Origin of the sequence: Rhizobium sp. BK512 (genome assembly GCF_014194915.1) — a bacterium.
In the GTDB taxonomy this organism is placed as follows: Bacteria; Pseudomonadota; Alphaproteobacteria; order Rhizobiales; family Rhizobiaceae; genus Rhizobium.
In genome coordinates this window covers 760,732-782,062 of record NZ_JACIAS010000002.1, presented here as the reverse complement: position 1 = coordinate 782,062, position 21,331 = coordinate 760,732, and the positions used below count along the sequence as shown (strand labels likewise).

Below are 21,331 nucleotides of genomic sequence, written 5' to 3'. Positions count from 1 at the left end.
TTTTTCTCGCGCCCGGGCCTTCGCGGCCTTGTCTCGCAACACCTGCTGAAGCACATCTCCTTGTGACTGTTGGAGGGGACCTAATGAGCCAAGATACGCTTGCAATCGATCATCTCGTTTTGCCGGTTACCGATATCGACCTTGCCCGCGAAAGACTTGGCAAGCTTGGTTTCACTGTGGCGCCGGATGCCCGTCATCCTTTTGGGACCGAAAATGCCTGCGTTTTCTTTGCCGACAAAACCTATCTGGAGCCCCTGGGTGTCGCGAGCGTCGAAGAGAGCGAGGGGGCAGCACACGATGGCAATGTGTTCACCGCCCGCAATCAGGCTTTTCGCTTCCGCTGCGGCAGCGAAGGACTGTCCGCGATTGGCTTTGCGACGGCAGATGCAAAGCACGAACATGCTCGATTCGTGAAGGACAGTATGAGTGCCGGTTCTGTGCTGCAGTTCGAGCGCCCTGTTAAAATGCCGGATGGCACGGAGAATATTGCCGGCTTCCGGCTCGCCTTCGCTGGCGACCTGCGGGCACCGGATTTCTTTCTCTTCGCAGTCGAACGCGTTAATCCGCTTCCTGCCGACCGGACCGCGCTTGAGACCCATGCCAATGGTGTCACAGGCATTGCCGAGATCGCGCTCGCGGCCCCCGAGCCGACAGCCTTCGGTGAGTTCGTTCGCTCCACGGCAAAGGGCGCATCTACTGAGGTCACGAGTTTCGGGCTGGACGTGCCCACCGGAAACGCAAAGATCAGCCTGATGACCCCGGAAGGTCTGGAGGCTTATTTCGATCTTGCCACGTCGGATACCGATCGTGGTCTGCGCGGTCGGGCGATCCGCTTTGCTGTCGGCGATCTGGCCGTGACAGAAGCGCATTTGGCTGCTAACGGGGTGACCTATACACGCAAGGGCAACCGTATTCTGGTGAAGCCTGCGCCCGGCCAGGGCGTACTCTTCGCCTTTGAGGAAACATCATGAGCTCTACTACCAACTCCGTGGTGACGGTCGGCGAAGGCGCCGGCAAGGTCACCTTCTCCAATGCTTCACGTCTGTCGCTGATTGCTGGCGCTTGCGAAATGGAAAGCCGCGACCATGCATTCATGGTTGCCGGCACATTGAAGGAACTCTGCGCCAAGCTCGGCATCGGGCTCGTCTACAAGACCTCTTTCGACAAGGCGAACCGGTCGTCCTTGTCGAGCAAACGCGGTGTCGGCCTTGAAAAGGGGCTGGAAGTTTTCGCCGATCTCAAGAAAGAACTCGGCATTCCGGTTCTGACCGACATCCACAACGAAGAACAATGCGCCGAAGTGGGTAAGGTCGTCGATATCCTGCAGATACCAGCCTTTCTGTCTCGCCAGACGGATCTCCTGGTCGCCGCTGCCAAGACCGGCCGCGTCATCAACGTCAAGAAGGGCCAGTTCCTGGCGCCTTGGGACATGAAGAACGTGCTCGGCAAGCTGAACCAGAGCGGCAATCCGAACATTCTGCTCTGCGAGCGTGGTGCGTCCTTCGGTTACAATACCCTGGTCTCCGACATGCGTTCCCTGCCGATCATGGCAGCAACGGGCGCCCCCGTCATTTTCGACGCCACGCATTCAGTCCAGCAGCCTGGCGGGCAGGGGGAAACCTCCGGCGGCGAGCGGCAGTTCGTGGAGACGCTGGCCCGTGCAGCCGTGGCCGTCGGCGTCGCCGGTGTCTTTATCGAAACCCATCAGGATCCTGATAACGCCCCCTGCGACGGGCCGAACATGGTCTACCTCAAGGACATGCCGCGACTTCTCGAGAAGCTTCTCGCCTTCGACGCGATCGCCAAGGCCGCCTGAACAGCGGGCGGCATCACGCTGCCGCCCGGGACGGGCGCTTTTCCTCCAGTGCGAAGCGGGAGAGCATGCGCCCGAGCTGGGACGCCTCGGTGCCGAGTTCCTGGCAGGCGGCGTTCGTTTCCTCGACCATGGCAGCATTCTGTTGGGTCACCTGATCCATCCGGTTGACGGCAGCGTTGACCTCGACAAGCGCGACCGACTGTTCCGAAGACGAGCGCACGATCGCTTCGATCAGCGCCGTCACCTGCAGCACTTGGCGGTCGATATCGCCGAGTGCCTCGCCGGTACGGTTGACAAGTGAAACGCCCGCGGAAACCTGTCGCGACGACGTCTCGACGAGAAGCTTGATCTCCTTGGCGAGATTGGCAGAGCGTCCGGCGAGCTCGCGGACTTCCTGAGCGACGACGGCAAAGCCTTTCCCCGCGTCTCCGGCGCGTGCTGCCTCGACACCTGCGTTGAGCGCTAGAAGATTGGTCTGAAAGGCGATCTCATCGATGGCGTTGATAATATCGCCGATCCTGACCGCTGAGTCCTCGATCTTCTCCATGGCAGTCACTGCTTCACGAACGATCTCGGCGGAATGCGCCGCGCTCTCCTTCGTGGCTGACATCATCGCATTGGCTTCATGGGCCCGCTCCGAGGAGTTTTTCACCGTGACCGTGATCTGATCCAGTGCCGAAGCCGCCTGTTCGAGGGAAGCTGCCTGGCTCTCGGTGCGCTGTGCCAGATCATTGGTGCTGAGCGCGATTTCGCGCGAACTGTCGCCGACCGTATTCGTGGCGGCAGAGATGTCTTTCATGGCATCGGAGAGAATGATGATGCTGGTGTTGAAGGTCTCGCGAAGCTTCTCGTAGGTATTGGCAAACTTCTCGTCGAGACGCACGGTCAGGTCGCCGCGTGAAAGACGCTCCAGGCCTGCGCTCAGGCTTTCGATGACGCGCTGGCGCGTGGCATTCTCCGCGCTCTTCGATGCGTCGAGTTCGGCATCGCGGCGCATCTGTGCCTGCCGCTCCTCGTCCTGAAGCGCGCGTATGGCGTTGCGTTCTTCTGCCGATTCGCGAAAGACCGTGACCGCGCGCGCCATTTCTCCGATTTCGTCAGATCGTCTGACATAGGGAACTTCGCGGGAATAGTCGCCGCTCGCAAGCACCGCCATATAATCGCGCATCGCCGATAGCGGCACGATTGCGCGCCGGCGGAACATGTAGAGCCCGACGACGATAATCACGAAGGAAAGCGCGGCGGCCGATAGCGTAACGGCGGAGAGCAGTTCCGTCTGTTCCGCTGCCTGCTTTTCGGCGTCCATCTGGAAGGCGTTGGCCATCGCCACGAGTTCGTTTACGGCCGCTTCGTGAACATGAAAATTCGTAGCAAGCTTGGGGAGCGCCGATTCGATGGCGGCCTTGTCGCCCTTCAGGATTGCGGGTATCGCCTCCTCGTTCATGACTTGCCAGAACGCGTCGCCCTTGACGAGTACGTTGTCGAGAAGCTTGCGCTTGAGATCGGCGCTGAGCGGCGTTTCGGACCAATATTTGCGGCGGTCTTCATAAGCCGACTTCAGAACTGTTTGGATGCGTTCGATATTGGCCTTTGCCGAGGCTGGCTGCTCGACCGCTTCGAGCGCGAGCATGTAGGGTTCGATGACATAGAGCGGCGGCGGGAGAATATCGGCGACAAGATCCTTGCCGTAGATGATCTGCTTATACATCAGCCCGTTCACACGAAGCATGTTGAGTGCGTAATTCTGCAGGCCGATGGAGATCACCAGTCCGAGGATGACAACGGCACCGAAAATGGCAAGGCTGCGTGCAATATTGAGTTTCATCTGTGCCCCATGTGAAATGTCGCCAAGAGAGTCGATAAAATCGCGTTCTGGTTGTTTTTGGCGCGAGGCTGCAGCTCTTCATCCCTGCCGTTCGGTATCGCCCCAAGGGCTGAAACGACTGACTTCTGAGGATCTCACACGGGTATTAAAATTAAGCCGGGATGGTTACCGAAGGCTAAAATCAAGGGGCGTGTAACCGTCCAAAATTGGGGCTATTCCAGGGACTTTCAGCCGTGGGTTGCTATCGACGGTGGCGGCCTGCCAACATTCTGCCCGGATGGACTGTTTATCATCTTTCGATGGGTGGGATATGCTGACCGGCGACTGCCGTTCCCTTCAAAACCCTGACATGAATGTGCTATAGGCCACGTTTGAAGCGCTGCTGAACGTGCAAAATTGCGGCTTTGTAATTTGTACGCCTTCGATTAAGACGATTTCAAACGATTTATCCACCCACCGAGCAGGAAGAGACCATGACTGCAATTACCGATATCATCGCCCGCGAGATTCTCGATAGCCGTGGTAACCCCACCGTCGAAGTCGACGTCTATCTCGAAGACGGCAGCATGGGCCGTGCAGCTGTTCCCTCGGGTGCTTCGACCGGCGCGCACGAAGCCGTCGAAGTGCGCGATGGCGGCAAGCGTTATCTCGGCAAGGGTGTTGAAAAGGCTGTCGAAGCTGCCAACACGGAAATCTTCGACGCCATCGGCGGCATCGATGCTGAAAACCAGATTCAGATCGACAAGATCATGATCGAACTCGACGGCACGCCAAACAAGTCGCGCCTCGGTGCCAACGCCATCCTCGGCGTTTCGCTTGCTGTCGCAAAGGCTGCAGCGCAGGCTGCCGGCCTGCCGCTCTACCGTTACGTCGGCGGTGCTTCCGCAAGCCTTTTGCCGGTCCCGATGATGAACATCATCAACGGCGGCGCGCATGCCGATAACCCGATCGACTTCCAGGAATTCATGATCCTGCCGGTCGGCGCAGATTCGATCCGCGAAGCCGTCCGCATGGGTTCGGAAGTTTTCCACACGCTGAAGAAAGAACTGGCGGCACAGGGCCACAACACCAACGTCGGTGACGAAGGCGGCTTCGCACCGGGCCTCAAGAGCGCTCCGGAAGCCCTCGATTTCATCATGAAGTCGATCGAGAAAGCCGGCTACAAGCCGGGCGACGACATGTGCCTCGGCCTCGATTGCGCCTCGACCGAATTCTTCAAGGACGGCAAGTACGTACTGGAAGGCGAAGGCCGCACGCTCGAGCCAGGCGCCATGGCCGAGTACCTGGCAGAACTCGCTGCCAAGTATCCGATCATCTCCATCGAAGACGGCATGGCTGAAGACGACTGGGAAGGCTGGAAGACGCTGACCGATCTCGCCGGCAAGAAGTGCCAGCTGGTTGGCGATGATTTGTTCGTCACCAACTCGGCTCGCCTGCGCGACGGTATCCGCATGGGCGTCGCCAACTCGATCCTGGTCAAGGTCAACCAGATCGGCTCGCTGACGGAAACGCTCGATGCCGTCAACACGGCGCACAAGGCAGCCTACACCGCCGTCATGTCGCACCGCTCCGGCGAAACCGAGGACTCCACGATCGCCGATCTCGCAGTTGCCACCAACTGCGGCCAGATCAAGACCGGCTCGCTGTCGCGCTCGGATCGCCTTGCCAAGTACAACCAGCTGATCCGCATCGAAGAAGGTCTCGGCCCGCAGGCTCAGTACGCCGGCCGCTCCATCATCCGCGCCTAATACGCGCTTATAATCAGCCATTTGGAACCCGCGCTCCGGCGCGGGTTTTTTGTTGAGTCTGGCCGGGAGTCGCTCAGAGTCAACGAACGGTTAATCTCTGCGCGCTAGATTGAAATGATTGGTAATGCGTTAGAGCATGCGTGTATGTGGACAAAGCATCATAAGAAGAGAAAGACAGGTCGCTTCGTCATTCCGGCCATGACGGTCGCCTTCCTCTCCTATTTCGGTTATCATTGCATTCACGGTGACTATGGTCTGCGTGCGACGGAGGCGTTCGAGCGCCAGCGTGTCGCGCGCGAGAAGGAACTGGCTGTGCTGAAGGCCAAGCGTGAGCATCTGGAGGCGCAGGTTGCGCTCTTGAGTGACGGCTCGCTGGACAAGGATATGCTCGACGAAAAGGCGCGGTATCAGCTCAACATGTCGCGCGCGGACGAGATCGTCATTTACAATCACTATCGCAATTAACCGAATTTGGGTTAATCTAAAATTCTTATTGTTTATCAATAATTTAACGGCGAATATGAGCCATGCAATTATGGCATTGCTGTGGTCATTTTTCTTCCCTATGGTACGCGCCACCTGAGAACCGATAAACCCATAGGGAGGGTTGAATGGCGTTGCGCAAAACCGCGACCGTTTCCAGCCGCAAGACAAACGCGAAATCTGCTGCCAAGGCATCGAATGGCGGTCCCATCGCCGATTTCGATCGCGATGAGGAGCTGAAGGCATATCGCGAGATGCTGCTGATCCGTCGTTTCGAAGAAAAGGCGGGCCAGCTTTACGGCATGGGCTTCATCGGTGGTTTCTGTCACCTTTATATCGGCCAGGAAGCTGTCGTCGTCGGCATGCAGATGGCGCAGAAGGACGGCGATCAGGTCATTACCGCCTATCGCGACCATGGTCATATGCTGGCTACCGGCATGGAAGCCCGTGGCGTCATGGCGGAGCTGACCGGGCGTCGCAACGGCTATTCCCACGGGAAGGGCGGTTCGATGCACATGTTCTCCAAGGAAAAGCATTTCTACGGCGGCCACGGCATTGTCGGTGCCCAGGTTTCGCTCGGAACGGGCCTTGCCTTTGCAAACCGTTATCGCGGTAACGACAGCGTCTCGATCGCCTATTTCGGTGACGGTGCTGCCAACCAGGGTCAGGTCTACGAGAGCTTCAATATGGCTGCTCTCTGGAAGCTGCCGATCGTCTATATCGTCGAAAACAACCGCTACGCCATGGGCACCTCGACGGCTCGCGCCACGGCGCAGTCGAATTATTCGCTCCGTGGTTCCGGTTTCGGTATCCCCGGCGTGCAGGTCGACGGCATGGACGTTCGCGCCGTCAAGGCCGCTGCCGATGAGGCGCTTGAACATTGCCGCTCCGGCAAGGGCCCGATCATCCTGGAAATGCTGACCTATCGTTATCGCGGTCACTCCATGTCCGATCCGGCGAAGTACCGCACCAAGGAAGAAGTGCAGAAGATGCGCTCCGAGCAGGATCCAATCGAGCAGGTTCGCCTGCGCGTGATGGAAAAGGGCTGGGCGACCGAAGACGATCTGAAGGCGATCGACAAGGAAGTCCGCGATATCGTTGCCGACAGCGCCGATTTCGCCCAGGCCGATCCGGAGCCGGATGCATCCGAGCTCTATACCGACATTCTGCTCTAATCGGGGAGGGAACCCATGCCTATCGATATCCTCATGCCCGCCCTTTCTCCGACGATGGAAGAAGGCACGCTGTCCAAGTGGCTCAAGCAGGAAGGCGACAAGGTCACTTCAGGTGACGTGATTGCCGAAATCGAAACCGACAAGGCGACGATGGAAGTCGAAGCCGTTGACGAAGGCGTCATCGGCAAGTTGCTGGTTCCGGCCGGCACTGAAAACGTCAAGGTCAATGCCAAGATCGCCGTCCTGTTACAGGATGGCGAATCCGCCGACGCGATTTCCGCAGCCCCGGCTGCCGCTCAGCCGGCTCCAGTTGCCGCCCCCCAGGTCGCGCAGGAAGAGAAGCCGACGAATACTGGTTCGGCTGCCGCTCCAGTTCCGGCTGAACCCAAGGCTTTCGTACCGAACGATCCGGAAATCCCGGCTGGTACCGAAATGGTTTCGATGACGGTGCGCGAAGCGCTTCGCGATGCCATGGCTGAGGAAATGCGCGCCGATGACAGCGTCTTCGTCATGGGCGAGGAAGTCGCCGAATACCAGGGTGCCTACAAGGTGACCCAGGGTCTTCTGCAGGAATTCGGGGCTCGCCGCGTCATCGACACGCCGATCACCGAGCACGGCTTTGCTGGCGTCGGCGTCGGTGCTGCCATGGCCGGCCTGAAGCCGATCGTCGAATTCATGACCTTCAACTTCGCCATGCAGGCGATCGACCAGATCATCAACTCTGCTGCCAAGACGCTCTATATGTCGGGTGGCCAGATGGGCGCTCCGATCGTCTTCCGCGGCCCGAACGGTGCTGCTGCCCGCGTCGGCGCTCAGCACAGCCAGGACTACGCAGCCTGGTACAGTGCGATCCCGGGCCTGAAGGTCGTCATGCCTTACACGGCATCCGACGCCAAGGGTCTGCTGAAGGCTGCCATCCGTGATCCGAACCCGGTCGTCTTCCTCGAAAACGAGATTCTCTACGGCCAGCATTTCGATGTACCGAAGCTCGATAATTTCGTTCTGCCGATCGGCAAGGCCCGCATCCATCGTCCGGGCAAGGATGTCACCGTCGTCTCCTTCGGTATAGGCATGACCTATGCGACGAAGGCGGTCGCCGAACTCGAAAAGATCGGCATCGATGTCGAACTGATCGATCTGCGCACGCTTCGTCCGATGGACCTTCCGACCGTGATCGAATCGGTCAAGAAGACCGGTCGCCTGGTTACCGTCGAGGAAGGTTATCCGCAGAACTCGGTCGGCACGGAAATCGCCACCCGCGTCATGCAGCAGGCCTTCGACTATCTCGATGCGCCGATCCTGACGATCGCCGGCAAGGACGTTCCGATGCCTTACGCTGCCAATCTCGAGAAGCTCGCGCTTCCGAATGTCGGCGAAGTGGTCGATGCGGTGAAAGCCGTTTGCTACAAATAAGGAGAGGGCCTTTCGATGCCGATCAATATCACGATGCCCGCCCTCTCTCCGACCATGGAAGAAGGCAATCTGGCCAAGTGGCTGGTCAAGGAAGGCGATAAGGTCAAGTCCGGCGATGTGATCGCCGAGATCGAAACCGACAAGGCGACGATGGAAGTCGAAGCCGTTGACGAAGGAACGGTCGCCAAGATCGTCGTCGCGGCCGGCACCGAAGGCGTGAAGGTCAATGCCCTGATCGCCGTTCTCGCCGCTGATGGCGAAGATGTCGCCGCTGCTGCAAGCGGCGCCGGCTCTGCCGCTCCGGCACCGAAGGCTGCCGCCGCTCCGGCTCAGGCCGAAACAAAGGCTGAGGCCGCACCTGCTCCGGCACCGGCGGCTCCGGCCGCTGCCCCGGCGCCGGCTGCAGTCTCTTCGAACGGCGCACGCACATTCTCCTCTCCGCTTGCCCGCCGCCTTGCGAAGGAAGCCGGCATCGATATTTCCGCCGTTGCCGGCACCGGTCCGCATGGCCGTGTCGTCAAGAGTGATATCGAGGCTGCCGCTGCAGGTGGTGGCGCCAAGGCGGCCCCGGCTGCTGCTGCAGCTGCCCCGCAGGCTGCTGCTCCGGCCGCTGCCGCTCCGAAGGGAGCTTCGGACGAAGCCGTGCTCAAGCTCTTCGAACAAGGCTCCTACGAGCTCGTACCGCACGACGGCATGCGCAAGACGATCGCCCGCCGTCTCGTTGAATCCAAGCAGACCGTTCCGCACTTCTACGTTTCGGTCGATTGCGAACTCGACGCGCTGATGGCGCTGCGTGCGCAGCTGAATGACGCCGCTCCCCGCAAGGACAGCGCGCCAGCCTACAAGATCTCGGTCAACGACATGGTCATCAAGGCCCTGGCGCTTGCACTGCGTGACGTTCCTGATGCCAACGTCTCCTGGACCGAAAACGCCATGGTCAAGCACAAGCACGCCGATGTCGGCGTCGCTGTCTCGATCCCCGGCGGTCTGATCACCCCGATCGTCCGCAAGGCCGAAGAGAAGACGCTCTCGACCATCTCGAACGAGATGCGCGATCTCGGCAAGCGTGCCAAGGACCGCAAGCTGAAGCCCGAGGAGTATCAGGGCGGCACGACCTCGGTCTCCAACATGGGCATGATGGGCGTGAAGAATTTCGCAGCCGTCATCAACCCGCCGCATGCGACGATCCTCGCAGTCGGCGCGGGCGAGCAGCGTGTCATCGTCAAGAACGGCGAAATGGCGATTGCAACGGTCATGACCGTCACGCTCTCGACTGACCATCGCTGCGTCGATGGTGCTCTCGGCGCCGAGCTGCTTCAGGCTTTCAAGGGCTACATCGAAAATCCGATGGGCATGTTGGTCTAAGCAGGACGCGGGAGGGCGGACATGACGAAGACTGTTCTTTGCTATGGTGACTCGCTGACCTGGGGCTATGACGCCGACACGATCGGTCGTCATGCCTATGAGAACCTCTGGCCGAGCGTGCTTCAGGCTACGCTCGGAAGCGAGGCTCGCGTCATCGCGGAAGGCCTGAACGGCCGCACCACCGCCTTTGACGACCATCTTGCTGATTGCGATCGCAACGGCGCACGCGTTCTGCCGACCATCCTGCAGACGCATGCGCCGCTCGATCTCGTCATCTTGCTGCTCGGCACCAACGACATGAAGCCGGTTGTCGCCGGCTCGGCCTTTGCCGCATGCCAGGGCATCGGCCGTCTGGTGCGGCTGATCCGCAATCATGCCTGGCCCTTCGAATTCGACGGGCCGGAGATCCTGATCGTGGCGCCGCCGGCGATCTGCGAGACGGGCAATGTGCCCTTCGCGGCATCCTTCCCCGGCGGTATCGAGGAATCGGCAAAGCTTCCGACGCTTTACCGTGACCTTGCCGATGAACTCGGCTGTGGCTTCTTCGACGGCAATTCCGTTGCCAGGACCACGCCGCTCGACGGCATTCACCTCGATGCAGAAAATACACGCGCGCTCGGTCGGGGCCTGGAACCCATCGTGCGGGTGATGCTGGGGCTCTGACAGTGGCCGCCTTCCTCGCCCTCCGAGAGGCCTCCCGCCGGGATGCCTCGGAACTGGCGATCCTGGCGGATATCGCGTCTCACGGTTTTGCCTCATGGCTCTGGTTTGCCGATGTTGCCAGCGGCATGAGCGATACCCCGCTCGAGCGGGGCCGACTGAAGATGAGCGATGAGGCGCTCGGCGGCTGGAAGAACGCCGTCATTGGCGAGGCCTATGACGAGATCGCCGGAATGGCGATCGGCTATGAAGTGGATGAAGGCATACGCGATCTCGAAGCCCGCCATCCGGCCCTTGAGCCGATGCTGGCGATGCAGAGATCGGTGATCGGGCATTGGTTCATTGGCAGTCTCGCGGTCTATCGCCATATGCGCGGTATCGGCATCGGCAAGAGGCTGCTGGAAGATCAGCTCGCAAGGGCAGACCGGCTGTCGGTCAGCCTGATCACGTCGGATAGTAACGAAGCGGCTCTGTCGCTTTACGGAAGAAACGGATTTTCGGAAGCGGCGCGTATGAATGCCGTGCCGCTCTTCGATAACAGCAAGAAGCACGCATGGGTTTTGATGACCCGCGCGGGAGCGTAACAAAGGCAGGAAAGCAATGGCTCAATCCTACGACGTCATCGTCATCGGTTCCGGTCCGGGCGGCTATATCGCCGCCATCCGCGCCGCACAGCTCGGCCTCAAGGTCGCCTGCGTCGAGCGCGAACATTTGGCTGGTATCTGCTCAAACTGGGGCTGCATCCCGACCAAGGCGCTGCTGCGCTCCGCAGATGTCCTTCATACGGCCCAGCATGGCAAGGACTACGGCCTAGTGCTGGAAGGCACGATCAAGCCCGATATCAAGGCGATCGTCACCCGTTCGCGCGGCATCGCACATCGCATGAACAACGGCGTCGGCTTCCTGTTCAAGAAGAACAAGGTCGACGTCATCTGGGGCGAAGCCAAGATCGCCAAACCCGGCGAGATCGTCGTTTCAAAGACGACGAAGAAGCCGATGGAGCCGATGGGTCCGGTGCCGAAGAATGCGCTGGGCGAGGGCACCTACACCGCCAAGCACATCATCGTTGCGACCGGCGCCCGTCCGCGCGCCCTGCCGGGCATCGAGCCGGACGGCAAGCTGATCTGGACCTATTTCGAAGCGATGAAGGCTGATGAACTGCCGAAGTCCCTGCTCGTCATGGGCTCGGGCGCCATCGGCATCGAATTCGCAAGCTTCTATCGCACCATGGGCGTCGACGTTACCGTCGTCGAAATCATGAGCCAGGTCATGCCGGTCGAGGATGCGGAAATCTCCGCGCTCGCCAAGAAGCAGTTCGAACGCCAGGGCATGAAGATCCATCTCGAAGCCAAGGTGGCCAAGGTGGAGAAGGGTGCAAACTCGATCACCGCGACCATCGAGAAGAAGGACGGCACGACCGAGACGATCACCGCCGACCGCATGATCTCGGCCGTCGGCGTGCAGGCCAACGTCGAGGGCATCGGCCTGGAAACTGTCGGCGTCAAGACCGATCGCGGCTTCATCGTCATCGATGGCTACGGCAAGACCAACGTGCCCGGCATCTACGCAATCGGCGACGTCGCCGGTGCGCCGCTTCTGGCTCATAAGGCAGAGCATGAAGGCGTCATCTGCGTCGAGAAGATCGCCGGCCTGCCGAATGTCCACCCGATGGACAGGCAGAAGATCCCGGGCTGCACCTATTGCAACCCGCAGGTCGCCTCCGTCGGCCTGACGGAAGCCAAGGCCAAGGAGCAGGGCCGCGATGTCAGAGTCGGCCGCTTCCCCTTCAGCGCCAATGGCAAGGCAGTCGCGCTTGGCGAAGACCAGGGTCTGGTCAAGACAATCTTCGACAAGAAGACCGGTGAGCTGCTTGGCGCCCACATGGTCGGTGCCGAAGTCACCGAACTCATCCAGGGCTTCGTCGTTGCCATGAACCTGGAGACGACGGAAGAAGAACTGATGCACACGATCTTCCCGCATCCGACGATTTCGGAGACGATGAAGGAAAGCGTGCTGGATGCTTACGGCCGCGTTCTGAACGCTTGATAATTTCCTGATCTGCCCTTTATCCGGGGATGGAAAATTCCGTCCCCGTCAGGGTGGAAAAAACGAAAGGAAATCATCATGTCTATGGGCACGCAGTCGCTTCTCATCTTTCTGCTGATCGGCCTTGTCGCGGGCTTTCTCGCAAGCCTGGTCGTTGGTGGGGGTGGGTTGATACGGTGCCTGCTCAGCGGCATCATCGGCGCGTTCGTGGGCGGTTTTCTGTTCAATGCGCTGGGTATATCGCTGGGCATTGAAAATGCATTGGTGGTTCAGATCATCCACGCAACAGTCGGCGCCATTGTCGTGGTGCTGATCGCAAGGGCGATAGCGTAGGGCAAGGGATAGAATGGAAGGCGTCGGCTGGATTTCGGCAATCATCATCGGCGGACTTGCAGGCTGGCTTGCGGGCAAGCTGATGGAAGCGCGTTATGGCGTCTTGCTGAACATTGTCCTCGGCATCGTCGGCTCGGTTGTCGCAACCGCCATCCTGGCGCAATTCCACATTGAGGTCGCCGGTGGAAGGTTCGGCTATTTCGTAACCGGCTTCATCGGCGCCTGCCTGCTGATATTCTTCGCGCGGCTGGTTCGAAGATAAAGTGCGAAGATCGGGCGCATCTCCTCAGATCGAAAGATTTGAATAAAGGAGCGATGCGCAATATGAGAAGCCGGGCCGCATGGGGCGGCGGAAAGTTGAACTGACATGGTCACCATTCTCGACACGATCAATCCCGACGTAAAGCGCGTGCGGCATCCGGAAAAGGCGCATCGCCCCGATACGGAAGTCCTGCGCAAGCCGGACTGGATCCGTGTGAAGGCGCCGACCTCGAAAGGCTATGCCGAGACCCGTTCGATCGTGAAGGAGCACAAGCTCGTCACCGTCTGCGAAGAGGCAGGCTGCCCGAATATTGGCGAGTGCTGGGACAAGAAGCACGCCACCTTCATGATCATGGGCGAGATCTGTACCCGCGCCTGCGCCTTCTGCAATGTCGCCACCGGCAAGCCGAATGCGCTCGACATGGCCGAGCCTGAAAACGTCGCAAAGGCCGTCAAGCAGATGGGCCTCAGCCATGTCGTCATCACCTCTGTCGACCGTGACGATCTGGAAGACGGTGGCGCCGAGCATTTCGAAAAGGTGATCTGGGCAATCCGTGCCGCATCGCCGCTGACGACGATCGAGATCCTGACGCCAGACTTCCTGAAGAAGCCCGGTGCGCTGGAACGTGTCGTCGCCGCCAAGCCCGATGTCTTCAACCACAATATGGAAACCGTTGCCGGCAACTACCTGACGGTTCGCCCTGGCGCACGCTATTTCCATTCCATCCGCCTGCTGCAGCGCGTGAAGGAACTCGACCCCACAATGTTCACCAAGTCCGGGATCATGGTCGGCCTCGGTGAGGAACGGAACGAGGTTCTTCAGCTCATGGATGACCTGCGCACCGCCGATGTCGATTTCCTGACGATCGGCCAGTATCTGCAGCCGAGCCGCAAGCACCACAAGGTCGAAAGCTTCGTCACACCGGAAGAGTTCAAGTCCTACGAGACGGTCGCCTACACCAAGGGCTTCCTGATGGTCGCTTCCAGTCCGCTGACCCGCTCCTCGCATCATGCCGGCGACGACTTCGCCCGCCTGAAGGCTGCACGCGAGAAGAAGCTGCTGCTGGCTGCGGAATAAGCCCTTACATCTTGACTTGAAGAGGCCGCGGCGATTTTTTGCCGTGGTCTTTCTTTGTGCGCTTCGTTGTCATCTTCAGGTCATGTGAAGCAGCTAGCCAGCACGCCGCTTTCCCGGTTGCCGTCGGCAAACGGCTAGGAGGACTGGAGTATGCAAGGGCAGGCCGACCAAACGATCAACTATGTCGATGACGTCTTTGCAGCCGCCCGGATCCGTGATGCAAGGCGGATCATGGTGATCGGCTGCTCCGGCGGTGGCAAGTCGACGCTTGCGCAGAAGCTGGCGCGCCGGTTCGAACTCACCTATCTCTCGATCGACCGCGATATTCTCTGGCTGCCGGGCTGGGTGGAGCGCAGCAAGGAAGAGCAGCGCCAGCGGATCGTCGAAAGGATTGTCGGCGAGCGCTGGATCATGGACGGCACCAATACCTCCACTTTCGACATCCGCCTGCCGCGCACCGATATCGTCATCTGGGTCCGCATGCCGCGCCTGCTCTGCGTCTGGGGTGTGGTGACGCGCTGGCTGAAACATATCGGCCGCACACGTCCGGAGATGGCGCCGGGCTGCATAGAAAAGGTGGACTGGAAGTTTCTGGAATTCATCTGGACCTTCGAGACGAAATTTTCGCCGCGGGTGACTTCCGCCATCGCAACTCATGGGCCGCATGTGCCGGTTTTGCAGGTGAAATCCCGCAGCCAAATGCGCGCGCTTCTTGATCTTCTCGGTGTGCCGGCTTAACTGCGCTTCATGCCGCAATTTGAAACGCATCGCTCCGTCCCACACACGCCCGACCAGATGTTCGACCTCGTGTCTGATGTCGAACGCTATCCGGAATTTCTCCCGCTTTGCGAAGCCCTGTCGGTGAAGAACCGCAAGGAACGCGATGGCAAGTTGCTGCTGATCGCCGATATGACCGTCGGCTACAAGGCGATCCGCGAAACCTTTACCACGCAGGTGCTGCTGAACAGGGCCGAGCGCATCATCGATGTCAAATATATCGACGGTCCGTTCCGCTACCTCGACAACCGCTGGCGGTTTGTCGAGGCGGAAGGCGGCGGCTGCACGGTCGATTTCTTCATCGACTATGAGTTCAAGAGCCGTATTCTTGGCGCGCTGATGGGCTCAATGTTCGACAGGGCTTTCCGCATGTTCACGGAAGCCTTCGAAAAGCGGGCAGCGACGATCTACAGCCGGTAGAAGCTTGGTCAGCGATCGATGAAATGGTCGAAGATCTGTGTTGCCGGATAGGCATAGGAACCGCGATCGGTGAAGCTGTAGCGATACAGGCAGCCTCTGAGCGCAGCGTTGTAGAGCAGGCTGGTGGTATCAGGCGATCCGCGATAGCCCAACGCTTCCGGCTGGCAGCGGCTGAGCGCATGGTCGTATTTGCGCAGCAGGACCGGATCGGAATCCACCCGCACGCCGCCGTAAACCTGATAGTTGGATGGTGCTTCAGCCGCAGAAACGCAGGCGAGGCTCAAGACGACACCGATGCATGCGAAATATCTCATTTGACTGGTTCCTCAATACGGCTCTTGCCTGGACGCGGCAGAAACCGACGTTACTGCCTTTTGTTGCGTTACTCAAAATCACACAATCTCGATAAGCATTTGAAGTGCCGTGCGGATCGTCGCCAGCCGGACATCCGTGCGGCCGATGTCTCCGTACAGCATCTTACGATAGACAAGCTTACCTGAACGTGATTTCGCCGCAAGATGCACCAGCCCGACCGGCTTTTCCGGCGATCCGCCGCCAGGACCGGCAATACCCGTGACAGCGACCGCCAGGTGAGCGCGGGAGCGGAAGAGGGCGCCATGCACCATTTGCCGGGCCGTCTCCTCCGAAACCGCACCGAAACGGGCAAGCGTTTCGTCCTGTACGCCGAGCATCTGCATCTTGGCCACGTTCGTATAGGTCACGAAGCCACGGTCAACGACAGCAGACGATCCCGAAATTTCCGTGAGCGCGCCGGCAATCAGTCCGCCCGTGCACGATTCCGCTGTCGAGACCATGAGGCCTGCAGCCGTGAAATCCCGGATGATGTCTTCCGCCGTCGCCGTGATGTCTGCGGGAAACAGGCTCATCGCTTCGTGCTTCCATAGACGACGGTTGCGGTTGCGATTGCCGCGATGCCTTCGCGGCGGCCGACGAAGCCGATCTTTTCGTTGGTGGTGGCCTTTACCGAGCAGCGCTCGATGTCTATGCCGAGAAACTCCGAGAGTTTGGCGCGCATGGCCTCGCGATGTGGCCCGACCTTCGGTGCTTCCGCAATCAGCGAGACATCCGCATTGGTAATCGTGCCGCCATGCGCGCGCACGATCTTTGCTGCGTGCTCGATGAAGATACGGGATGCAGCACCCTTCCATTGCGGATCGGAGGGCGGGAAATGGTCTCCGATATCGCCGGCGCCACAGGTGGCAAGCAGCGCGTCCGTCAGCGCATGCAGCGCCACATCCGCATCCGAATGGCCCTTGAGCTTCTGGTCGTGCGGAATGAAGACGCCGCAGAGCGTCACGCCGTCGCCGGGCTCGAGCTGATGCACGTCATAGCCGTTGCCGGTCCGCACATCGGGAATACGGGCGCCCGAGAGTTTGTCGTCGGCCATGGTGATATCGCTCTTCACTGTCAGCTTCACGTTCGTTGCAGCGCTTTCGACGATGGTCACGGGAATGCCGAACCACTCGGCAATCGAGGCATCGTCGGTGAAATTCGTCTTGCCGCTTTCCGCTGCCTTTTCATGCGCTTCGAGGATCGTGGCAAAATCGAAGGATTGCGGCGTCTGGGCCGCATAGAGCTGATCGCGCGGGATGGTCTTGAGCACGGTTCCGTCGCTGCTGGCCTGCTTCAGCGTGTCGGCAACAGGCACGGCAGGCAGCACGGCTGGCGCGCCGGCTAAAAGCGTATCGGCGATCCGGTCGAGAAGCTGGTGGTCGAAGAAAGGACGCACCGCATCATGGATGAGCACATGGCTGATGCCCTTATCCCTAAGGTGCCGAAGACCTGCCAGCACCGACTGCTGTCGGGTCGCGCCACCGTGAACCGTCTCGATCGGCGTTGCCGAGATGATATGCCGGGACGCTCTGGCAAAGAGTGCCTCGTCGTCGGGATGGATGACGACGACGATCTGCGTTGCCGGTTCCCATGTCATGAAATTTTCAAGCGTGTGGACGATAACCGGCTTGCCGCCGATCATCCGGTATTGTTTGGGGCCTTCCTCCGACGATCCGGCGCGTTCCCCACGGCCTGCCGCAACGACGACAATCCCAGCCGATATCGGTTGCTTAGTATGCATTTGCAGCATAAATCCCTGAAATATGCGGAATGGATGTCAGTTGCTCTATCGTCTTGCTTCGGCCTTTTCCAGCATTTGCCCAAAAAATATCAATTCGGGCTCGACCCTCTTGGCAAGCCGTAGATCTATGGCTAAAAATAATGCAGTTACATGGTGTGCCTGAAAGATAATCATTTGATTTCCAAGGACCTCGCAACGCCTTTTCGAATCGGACCGGTGTCCGTGCGGAACCGCGTTGTGCTTGCGCCGATGTCGGGTGTGACGGACATGCCGTTCCGAGAGCTCGCCTGGCGTTATGGTGCAGGCCTCGTCGTGACCGAAATGGTGGCGAGCCGGGAGCTGGTGAACGACACTGCCGAATCCTGGGCACGCCTTCGGGCCGCCGGTTTCCGTCCGCACATGGTGCAGCTCGCCGGTCGCGAGGCATACTGGATGGCCGAAGCCGCCAAGATCGCGGCCGATCATGGCGCCGACATCATCGACATCAATATGGGCTGCCCGGCCAAGAAGGTCATCGGCGGCTATTCCGGTTCGGCGCTGATGCGCGATCCGGATCATGCGCTTGAGCTTGTCGAGGCGACGGTCAGGGCTGTCGATATCCCCGTGACGCTGAAGATGCGTCTCGGCTGGGACGAGAATTCCATCAATGCGCCGCATATCGCGAAGCGCGCCGAAGAGGCGGGGGTGAAACTCATCACCATCCATGGCCGCACCCGCATGCAGTTTTACACGGGCAGGGCGGACTGGGATGCAATTCGCCCCGTACGCGATGTCATTTCCGTGCCCCTGATCGCCAACGGCGATGTCGAAACGGCTGAGGATGCGCAGGAGATCTTGCGCCGCTCGGGCGCCGATGCCGTGATGATCGGCCGCGGCAGCCAGGGCAGGCCGTGGCATGCCGGTGTCCTGGCAGGAGCCCGGGAACCCGAGCGCGAGGAGATTGCTGCAATTGCCATCGAGCACTATCGCATGATGCTGGAATTCTATGGCGAGGCAGTTGCCGTCAGGCACGCCCGCAAACATCTCGGCTGGTATCTGGAGCGCTTCGCGCCGGACCTTTCCGGCGAGGGAAAGGCTGCGATCATGACATCGCGCGATCCTGATGATGTGATCTTCCGTTTCGGCGATGCGATGGCGGCTGGTGCGGTAGAGCGGCGGGAGGCGGCATGAGCACGGACGGCACGACTTCCCCTGAAAATGCGGTCAACACCATGGCGATGGCAGTGCTGAACGCTATCCAGAACCCTGTCGTCATGGTCGATGAGGGCGGTTTCATCGTCTTTGCCAACTGGGAGGCCGAAGCCTTCTTTGGCGCCAGCGCCGCGCATCTCTCCCGCTACCGCATTTCGACCTTCATTCCCTTCGGCAGCCCGCTCCTGGCCTTGATCGACCAGGTGCGCGAACGCAAGGCCCCGGTCAATGAATACCGCGTGGATTTGAGCTCGCCGCGTCTCGGGCAGGACAAGCTCGTCGATCTCTATGTTGCGCCCGTCATTGCCGAGCCGGGCTCGGTCGTTGTCGTCTTCCAGGAACGGTCGATGGCAGACAAGATCGATCGGCAGCTGACACATCGTGCGGCCGCCCGCTCGGTCACGGGTCTCGCCTCCATGCTGGCGCATGAGATCAAGAACCCGCTCTCCGGTATCCGCGGTGCTGCACAGCTTCTCGAACAGTCCGTGATCGACGACGACCGCGCGTTGACGCGGCTGATCTGCGACGAGACCGACCGCATCGTTTCGCTGGTCGATCGCATGGAAGTCTTTTCCGATGAGCGCCCGGTCGACCGCGTGCCGGTCAACATCCATTCCGTGCTTGATCATGTGAAGGCCGTTGCCAAGGCGGGCTTTGCCCGCAATATCCGCGTGACGGAGAATTACGACCCGTCGCTGCCGGCCGTCTACGCCAATCGCGATCAGCTGGTGCAGGTCTTCCTCAATCTGGTCAAGAACGCTGCCGAAGCCGTCGGCGATCGTCCGGATGGTGAAATCATCCTGACGACCGCCTATCGCCCGGGCATCCGCCTTTCGGTCGCCGGCACGCGCGAAAAAATCTCGCTGCCGCTGGAATTCTGCGTCATCGATAATGGTCCTGGCGTGCCGACGGACCTGCTGCCGCATCTTTTCGACCCCTTCATCACCACCAAGACGAATGGCAGCGGCCTGGGTCTCGCCCTCGTTGCCAAGATCATCGGCGATCATGGCGGCATCATCGAATGCGACAGCCAGAACAACCGCACGATTTTCCGCGTCCTCATGCCGGCCTCCAAGGATGCCTCGCTTGACGACGCCGCTATTGCAAGCTCGACAGGACCCAATAGATGACAGCCACGATCCTCGTTGCAGATGACGATGCGGCCATCCGCACGGTGCTCAATCAGGCCTTGAGCCGCGCCGGTTACGATGTGCGCATTACTTCCAATGCCGCGACGCTGTGGCGCTGGGTTTCAGCCGGCGAGGGCGATCTCGTCGTCACCGATGTCGTCATGCCCGATGAGAATGCGTTCGACCTTCTGCCCCGCATCAAGAAGGCGCGACCGGAGCTGCCCGTTCTCGTCATGAGCGCGCAAAATACGTTCATGACGGCGATCAAGGCATCGGAAAAAGGCGCCTATGACTACCTGCCGAAGCCGTTCGACCTGACGGAGCTGATCGGCATCATCGGCCGGGCGCTCGCCGAGCCGAAGAAGAAGCCGGCCAAGCTCGACGAAGACATGCAGGACGGCATGCCGCTCGTCGGCCGTTCCGCGGCCATGCAGGAAATCTACCGCGTTCTCGCCCGCCTCATGCAGACGGATCTGACGCTGATGATCACCGGCGAGTCCGGTACCGGCAAGGAGCTCGTGGCGCGTGCTCTGCACGATTACGGCAAGCGCCGCAACGGCCCCTTCGTCGCCATCAACATGGCCGCCATCCCGCGCGATCTCATCGAATCCGAACTCTTCGGCCATGAGAAAGGCGCCTTCACCGGCGCGCAGACCCGCTCCACCGGTCGTTTCGAACAGGCCGAAGGTGGGACGCTGTTCCTCGATGAAATCGGCGACATGCCGATGGATGCCCAGACGCGTCTTCTGCGCGTGCTGCAGCAGGGCGAATATACGACCGTCGGCGGCCGCACGCCGATCCGCACCGATGTGCGCATCGTGGCTGCCACCAACAAGGATCTGAAGCAGGCGATCAATCAGGGTCTGTTCCGCGAAGACCTCTATTATCGCCTCAATGTCGTGCCGCTGCGCCTGCCGCCGCTGCGCGATCGTGCCGAAGATATCCCGGACCTCGTCCGTCATTTCGTCCAACAGGCCGAAAAGGAAGGTCTCGGCTCCAAGCGCTTCGATCAGGAGGCGCTGGAGCTGATGAAGGCCTATGCCTGGCCCGGCAACGTGCGCGAACTGGAAAACCTTATCCGCCGCCTGATGGCGCTTTATCCACAGGATGTCATCACCCGCGAGATCATCGACGCCGAGCTTCGCTCCGATGTCCCCGATAGCCCGATCGACAAGGGCCCGATCCGCAGCGGCACGATGACGATTGCCCAGGCGGTCGAAGAGAATATGCGCACCTATTTCGCCAGTTTCGGCGAAAACCTGCCGCCGCCGGGCCTTTACGATCGCATATTAACGGAAATGGAATATCCGTTAATACTTGCGGCATTGACGGCCACCCGCGGCAACCAGATCAAAGCCGCCGATTTGCTGGGCCTGAACCGCAATACGCTGCGCAAAAAGATCCGCGAACTCGGCGTTTCCGTCTACAGAAGCTCCCGTACCGCCTGACCTTCGACCTTGACATTGTGGCAAAGTGCGTTGCATTTTCGCCACAATGCGTTGCTTAAAGGTCACG

The 21,331-nt window shown here is 60.0% G+C and carries 22 protein-coding genes; 18 read left to right on the top strand and 4 right to left on the bottom strand.

The annotated features are described in order from the left end of the window. Positions 1-83: 83 nt before the first annotated feature. Positions 84-971, top strand: a complete 888-nt coding sequence (locus tag FHX06_RS09770) for a VOC family protein (RefSeq protein ID WP_113212639.1) — start codon at positions 84-86, stop codon at positions 969-971. Then, positions 968-1,816: a 3-deoxy-8-phosphooctulonate synthase gene (gene kdsA, locus FHX06_RS09765; RefSeq protein ID WP_112547824.1), complete on the top strand. Its 849-nt coding sequence runs from the start codon at positions 968-970 to the stop codon at positions 1,814-1,816. The genes FHX06_RS09770 and kdsA overlap by 4 nt, the downstream gene beginning before the upstream one ends. A gap of 13 nt (positions 1,817-1,829) precedes the next feature. Here the strand turns inward: kdsA and FHX06_RS09760 are convergent, their stop codons facing one another. After that, a complete protein-coding gene (locus FHX06_RS09760) occupies positions 1,830-3,641 on the bottom strand; it encodes a methyl-accepting chemotaxis protein (protein ID WP_183879057.1) in 1,812 nt (603 codons plus the stop codon). A gap of 473 nt (positions 3,642-4,114) precedes the next feature. Here FHX06_RS09760 and eno point away from each other — a divergent pair, with 473 nt between their 5' ends. The 13 genes from eno to FHX06_RS09695 all read left to right on the top strand — a co-directional run bounded on the left by eno (position 4,115) and on the right by FHX06_RS09695 (position 15,400). Continuing rightward, positions 4,115-5,389 carry a phosphopyruvate hydratase gene (eno, locus tag FHX06_RS09755; RefSeq protein WP_112547822.1) on the top strand — a complete coding sequence of 425 codons (1,275 nt, stop codon included), beginning with the start codon at positions 4,115-4,117 and terminating at the stop codon, positions 5,387-5,389. 144 nt (positions 5,390-5,533) lie between these two features. Continuing rightward, the gene (locus tag FHX06_RS09750; RefSeq protein WP_112547821.1) at positions 5,534-5,854 is read left to right on the top strand and encodes an FtsB family cell division protein; all 321 of its coding nucleotides are present in this window, start codon (positions 5,534-5,536) and stop codon (positions 5,852-5,854) included. Between the two features lie 146 nt (positions 5,855-6,000). Continuing rightward, entirely contained in the window at positions 6,001-7,047 is a 1,047-nt protein-coding gene (gene pdhA / locus FHX06_RS09745; RefSeq protein WP_113212637.1) for a pyruvate dehydrogenase (acetyl-transferring) E1 component subunit alpha, read from the top strand. 15 nt (positions 7,048-7,062) lie between these two features. Then, complete coding sequence (locus FHX06_RS09740) at positions 7,063-8,460, top strand: pyruvate dehydrogenase complex E1 component subunit beta (RefSeq protein WP_112547819.1); 1,398 nt, start codon at positions 7,063-7,065, stop codon at positions 8,458-8,460. A 15-nt stretch (positions 8,461-8,475) separates the two neighbouring features. Continuing rightward, complete coding sequence (locus FHX06_RS09735; RefSeq protein ID WP_113202919.1) at positions 8,476-9,825, top strand: pyruvate dehydrogenase complex dihydrolipoamide acetyltransferase; 1,350 nt, start codon at positions 8,476-8,478, stop codon at positions 9,823-9,825. Between the two features lie 21 nt (positions 9,826-9,846). Then, a complete protein-coding gene (locus tag FHX06_RS09730; RefSeq protein WP_112547155.1) occupies positions 9,847-10,488 on the top strand; it encodes an SGNH/GDSL hydrolase family protein in 642 nt (213 codons plus the stop codon). A 2-nt stretch (positions 10,489-10,490) separates the two neighbouring features. Further along, positions 10,491-11,069, top strand: a complete 579-nt coding sequence (locus tag FHX06_RS09725) for a GNAT family N-acetyltransferase (RefSeq protein WP_183879055.1) — start codon at positions 10,491-10,493, stop codon at positions 11,067-11,069. A 16-nt stretch (positions 11,070-11,085) separates the two neighbouring features. Next, positions 11,086-12,531: a dihydrolipoyl dehydrogenase gene (lpdA, locus tag FHX06_RS09720; RefSeq protein WP_183879053.1), complete on the top strand. Its 1,446-nt coding sequence runs from the start codon at positions 11,086-11,088 to the stop codon at positions 12,529-12,531. A 78-nt stretch (positions 12,532-12,609) separates the two neighbouring features. Next, on the top strand, positions 12,610-12,864 hold the full coding sequence (locus tag FHX06_RS09715) for a GlsB/YeaQ/YmgE family stress response membrane protein (RefSeq protein WP_007822459.1): 255 nt from the start codon (positions 12,610-12,612) through the stop codon (positions 12,862-12,864). A 13-nt stretch (positions 12,865-12,877) separates the two neighbouring features. Next, positions 12,878-13,126 (top strand): GlsB/YeaQ/YmgE family stress response membrane protein, encoded by a 249-nt coding sequence (locus FHX06_RS09710; protein WP_112547158.1) that lies wholly within the window; start codon positions 12,878-12,880, stop codon positions 13,124-13,126. A 105-nt stretch (positions 13,127-13,231) separates the two neighbouring features. Beyond that, positions 13,232-14,203 carry a lipoyl synthase gene (lipA, locus tag FHX06_RS09705; protein WP_113148348.1) on the top strand — a complete coding sequence of 324 codons (972 nt, stop codon included), beginning with the start codon at positions 13,232-13,234 and terminating at the stop codon, positions 14,201-14,203. Positions 14,204-14,353: 150 nt separating this feature from the next. Continuing rightward, the gene (locus FHX06_RS09700; protein ID WP_183879051.1) at positions 14,354-14,941 is read left to right on the top strand and encodes an AAA family ATPase; all 588 of its coding nucleotides are present in this window, start codon (positions 14,354-14,356) and stop codon (positions 14,939-14,941) included. A gap of 9 nt (positions 14,942-14,950) precedes the next feature. Beyond that, entirely contained in the window at positions 14,951-15,400 is a 450-nt protein-coding gene (locus FHX06_RS09695) for a type II toxin-antitoxin system RatA family toxin (protein WP_113148350.1), read from the top strand. Between the two features lie 8 nt (positions 15,401-15,408). On the opposite strand, the gene FHX06_RS09690 is transcribed toward FHX06_RS09695, so the two are convergent. The 3 genes from FHX06_RS09690 to FHX06_RS09680 all read right to left on the bottom strand — a co-directional run bounded on the left by FHX06_RS09690 (position 15,409) and on the right by FHX06_RS09680 (position 17,504). Then, positions 15,409-15,714 carry a hypothetical protein gene (locus FHX06_RS09690; protein ID WP_113013624.1) on the bottom strand — a complete coding sequence of 102 codons (306 nt, stop codon included), beginning with the start codon at positions 15,712-15,714 and terminating at the stop codon, positions 15,409-15,411. Between the two features lie 78 nt (positions 15,715-15,792). Next, positions 15,793-16,287 (bottom strand): CinA family protein, encoded by a 495-nt coding sequence (locus FHX06_RS09685; protein WP_183879049.1) that lies wholly within the window; start codon positions 16,285-16,287, stop codon positions 15,793-15,795. Further along, on the bottom strand, positions 16,284-17,504 hold the full coding sequence (locus FHX06_RS09680) for a bifunctional 2-C-methyl-D-erythritol 4-phosphate cytidylyltransferase/2-C-methyl-D-erythritol 2,4-cyclodiphosphate synthase (RefSeq protein ID WP_183879047.1): 1,221 nt from the start codon (positions 17,502-17,504) through the stop codon (positions 16,284-16,286). The genes FHX06_RS09685 and FHX06_RS09680 overlap by 4 nt, the downstream gene beginning before the upstream one ends. Positions 17,505-17,645: 141 nt before the next feature. Here FHX06_RS09680 and dusB point away from each other — a divergent pair, with 141 nt between their 5' ends. Genes dusB through ntrC form a run of 3 tightly spaced genes read left to right on the top strand, consistent with a single transcriptional unit; the run spans position 17,646 to position 21,264 of the window. Continuing rightward, on the top strand, positions 17,646-18,665 hold the full coding sequence (gene dusB, locus FHX06_RS09675; RefSeq protein WP_183879045.1) for a tRNA dihydrouridine synthase DusB: 1,020 nt from the start codon (positions 17,646-17,648) through the stop codon (positions 18,663-18,665). Continuing rightward, complete coding sequence (locus tag FHX06_RS09670) at positions 18,662-19,816, top strand: two-component system sensor histidine kinase NtrB (RefSeq protein ID WP_113202914.1); 1,155 nt, start codon at positions 18,662-18,664, stop codon at positions 19,814-19,816. Before dusB ends, FHX06_RS09670 begins: the two co-directional genes overlap by 4 nt. After that, positions 19,813-21,264, top strand: a complete 1,452-nt coding sequence (ntrC, locus tag FHX06_RS09665; protein ID WP_112547167.1) for a nitrogen regulation protein NR(I) — start codon at positions 19,813-19,815, stop codon at positions 21,262-21,264. The genes FHX06_RS09670 and ntrC overlap by 4 nt, the downstream gene beginning before the upstream one ends. The last annotated feature ends 67 nt before the right edge of the window (positions 21,265-21,331 follow it).

Excerpts from the sequence above, each read along its gene's own strand:
- FHX06_RS09770 (WP_113212639.1), top strand. The coding sequence starts at position 84 with ATGAGCCAAGATACGCTTGCAATCGATCATCTCGTTTTGCCGGTTACC.
- kdsA (WP_112547824.1), top strand. The coding sequence starts at position 968 with ATGAGCTCTACTACCAACTCCGTGGTGACGGTCGGCGAAGGCGCCGGC.
- FHX06_RS09760 (WP_183879057.1), bottom strand. The coding sequence starts at position 3,641 with ATGAAACTCAATATTGCACGCAGCCTTGCCATTTTCGGTGCCGTTGTC.
- eno (WP_112547822.1), top strand. The coding sequence starts at position 4,115 with ATGACTGCAATTACCGATATCATCGCCCGCGAGATTCTCGATAGCCGT.
- FHX06_RS09750 (WP_112547821.1), top strand. The coding sequence starts at position 5,534 with ATGTGGACAAAGCATCATAAGAAGAGAAAGACAGGTCGCTTCGTCATT.
- pdhA (WP_113212637.1), top strand. The coding sequence starts at position 6,001 with ATGGCGTTGCGCAAAACCGCGACCGTTTCCAGCCGCAAGACAAACGCG.
- FHX06_RS09740 (WP_112547819.1), top strand. The coding sequence starts at position 7,063 with ATGCCTATCGATATCCTCATGCCCGCCCTTTCTCCGACGATGGAAGAA.
- FHX06_RS09735 (WP_113202919.1), top strand. The coding sequence starts at position 8,476 with ATGCCGATCAATATCACGATGCCCGCCCTCTCTCCGACCATGGAAGAA.
- FHX06_RS09730 (WP_112547155.1), top strand. The coding sequence starts at position 9,847 with ATGACGAAGACTGTTCTTTGCTATGGTGACTCGCTGACCTGGGGCTAT.
- lpdA (WP_183879053.1), top strand. The coding sequence starts at position 11,086 with ATGGCTCAATCCTACGACGTCATCGTCATCGGTTCCGGTCCGGGCGGC.
- FHX06_RS09715 (WP_007822459.1), top strand. The coding sequence starts at position 12,610 with ATGTCTATGGGCACGCAGTCGCTTCTCATCTTTCTGCTGATCGGCCTT.
- FHX06_RS09710 (WP_112547158.1), top strand. The coding sequence starts at position 12,878 with ATGGAAGGCGTCGGCTGGATTTCGGCAATCATCATCGGCGGACTTGCA.
- lipA (WP_113148348.1), top strand. The coding sequence starts at position 13,232 with ATGGTCACCATTCTCGACACGATCAATCCCGACGTAAAGCGCGTGCGG.
- FHX06_RS09700 (WP_183879051.1), top strand. The coding sequence starts at position 14,354 with ATGCAAGGGCAGGCCGACCAAACGATCAACTATGTCGATGACGTCTTT.
- FHX06_RS09695 (WP_113148350.1), top strand. The coding sequence starts at position 14,951 with ATGCCGCAATTTGAAACGCATCGCTCCGTCCCACACACGCCCGACCAG.
- FHX06_RS09690 (WP_113013624.1), bottom strand. The coding sequence starts at position 15,714 with ATGAGATATTTCGCATGCATCGGTGTCGTCTTGAGCCTCGCCTGCGTT.
- FHX06_RS09685 (WP_183879049.1), bottom strand. The coding sequence starts at position 16,287 with ATGAGCCTGTTTCCCGCAGACATCACGGCGACGGCGGAAGACATCATC.
- FHX06_RS09680 (WP_183879047.1), bottom strand. The coding sequence starts at position 17,504 with ATGCTGCAAATGCATACTAAGCAACCGATATCGGCTGGGATTGTCGTC.
- dusB (WP_183879045.1), top strand. The coding sequence starts at position 17,646 with ATGGTGTGCCTGAAAGATAATCATTTGATTTCCAAGGACCTCGCAACG.
- FHX06_RS09670 (WP_113202914.1), top strand. The coding sequence starts at position 18,662 with ATGAGCACGGACGGCACGACTTCCCCTGAAAATGCGGTCAACACCATG.
- ntrC (WP_112547167.1), top strand. The coding sequence starts at position 19,813 with ATGACAGCCACGATCCTCGTTGCAGATGACGATGCGGCCATCCGCACG.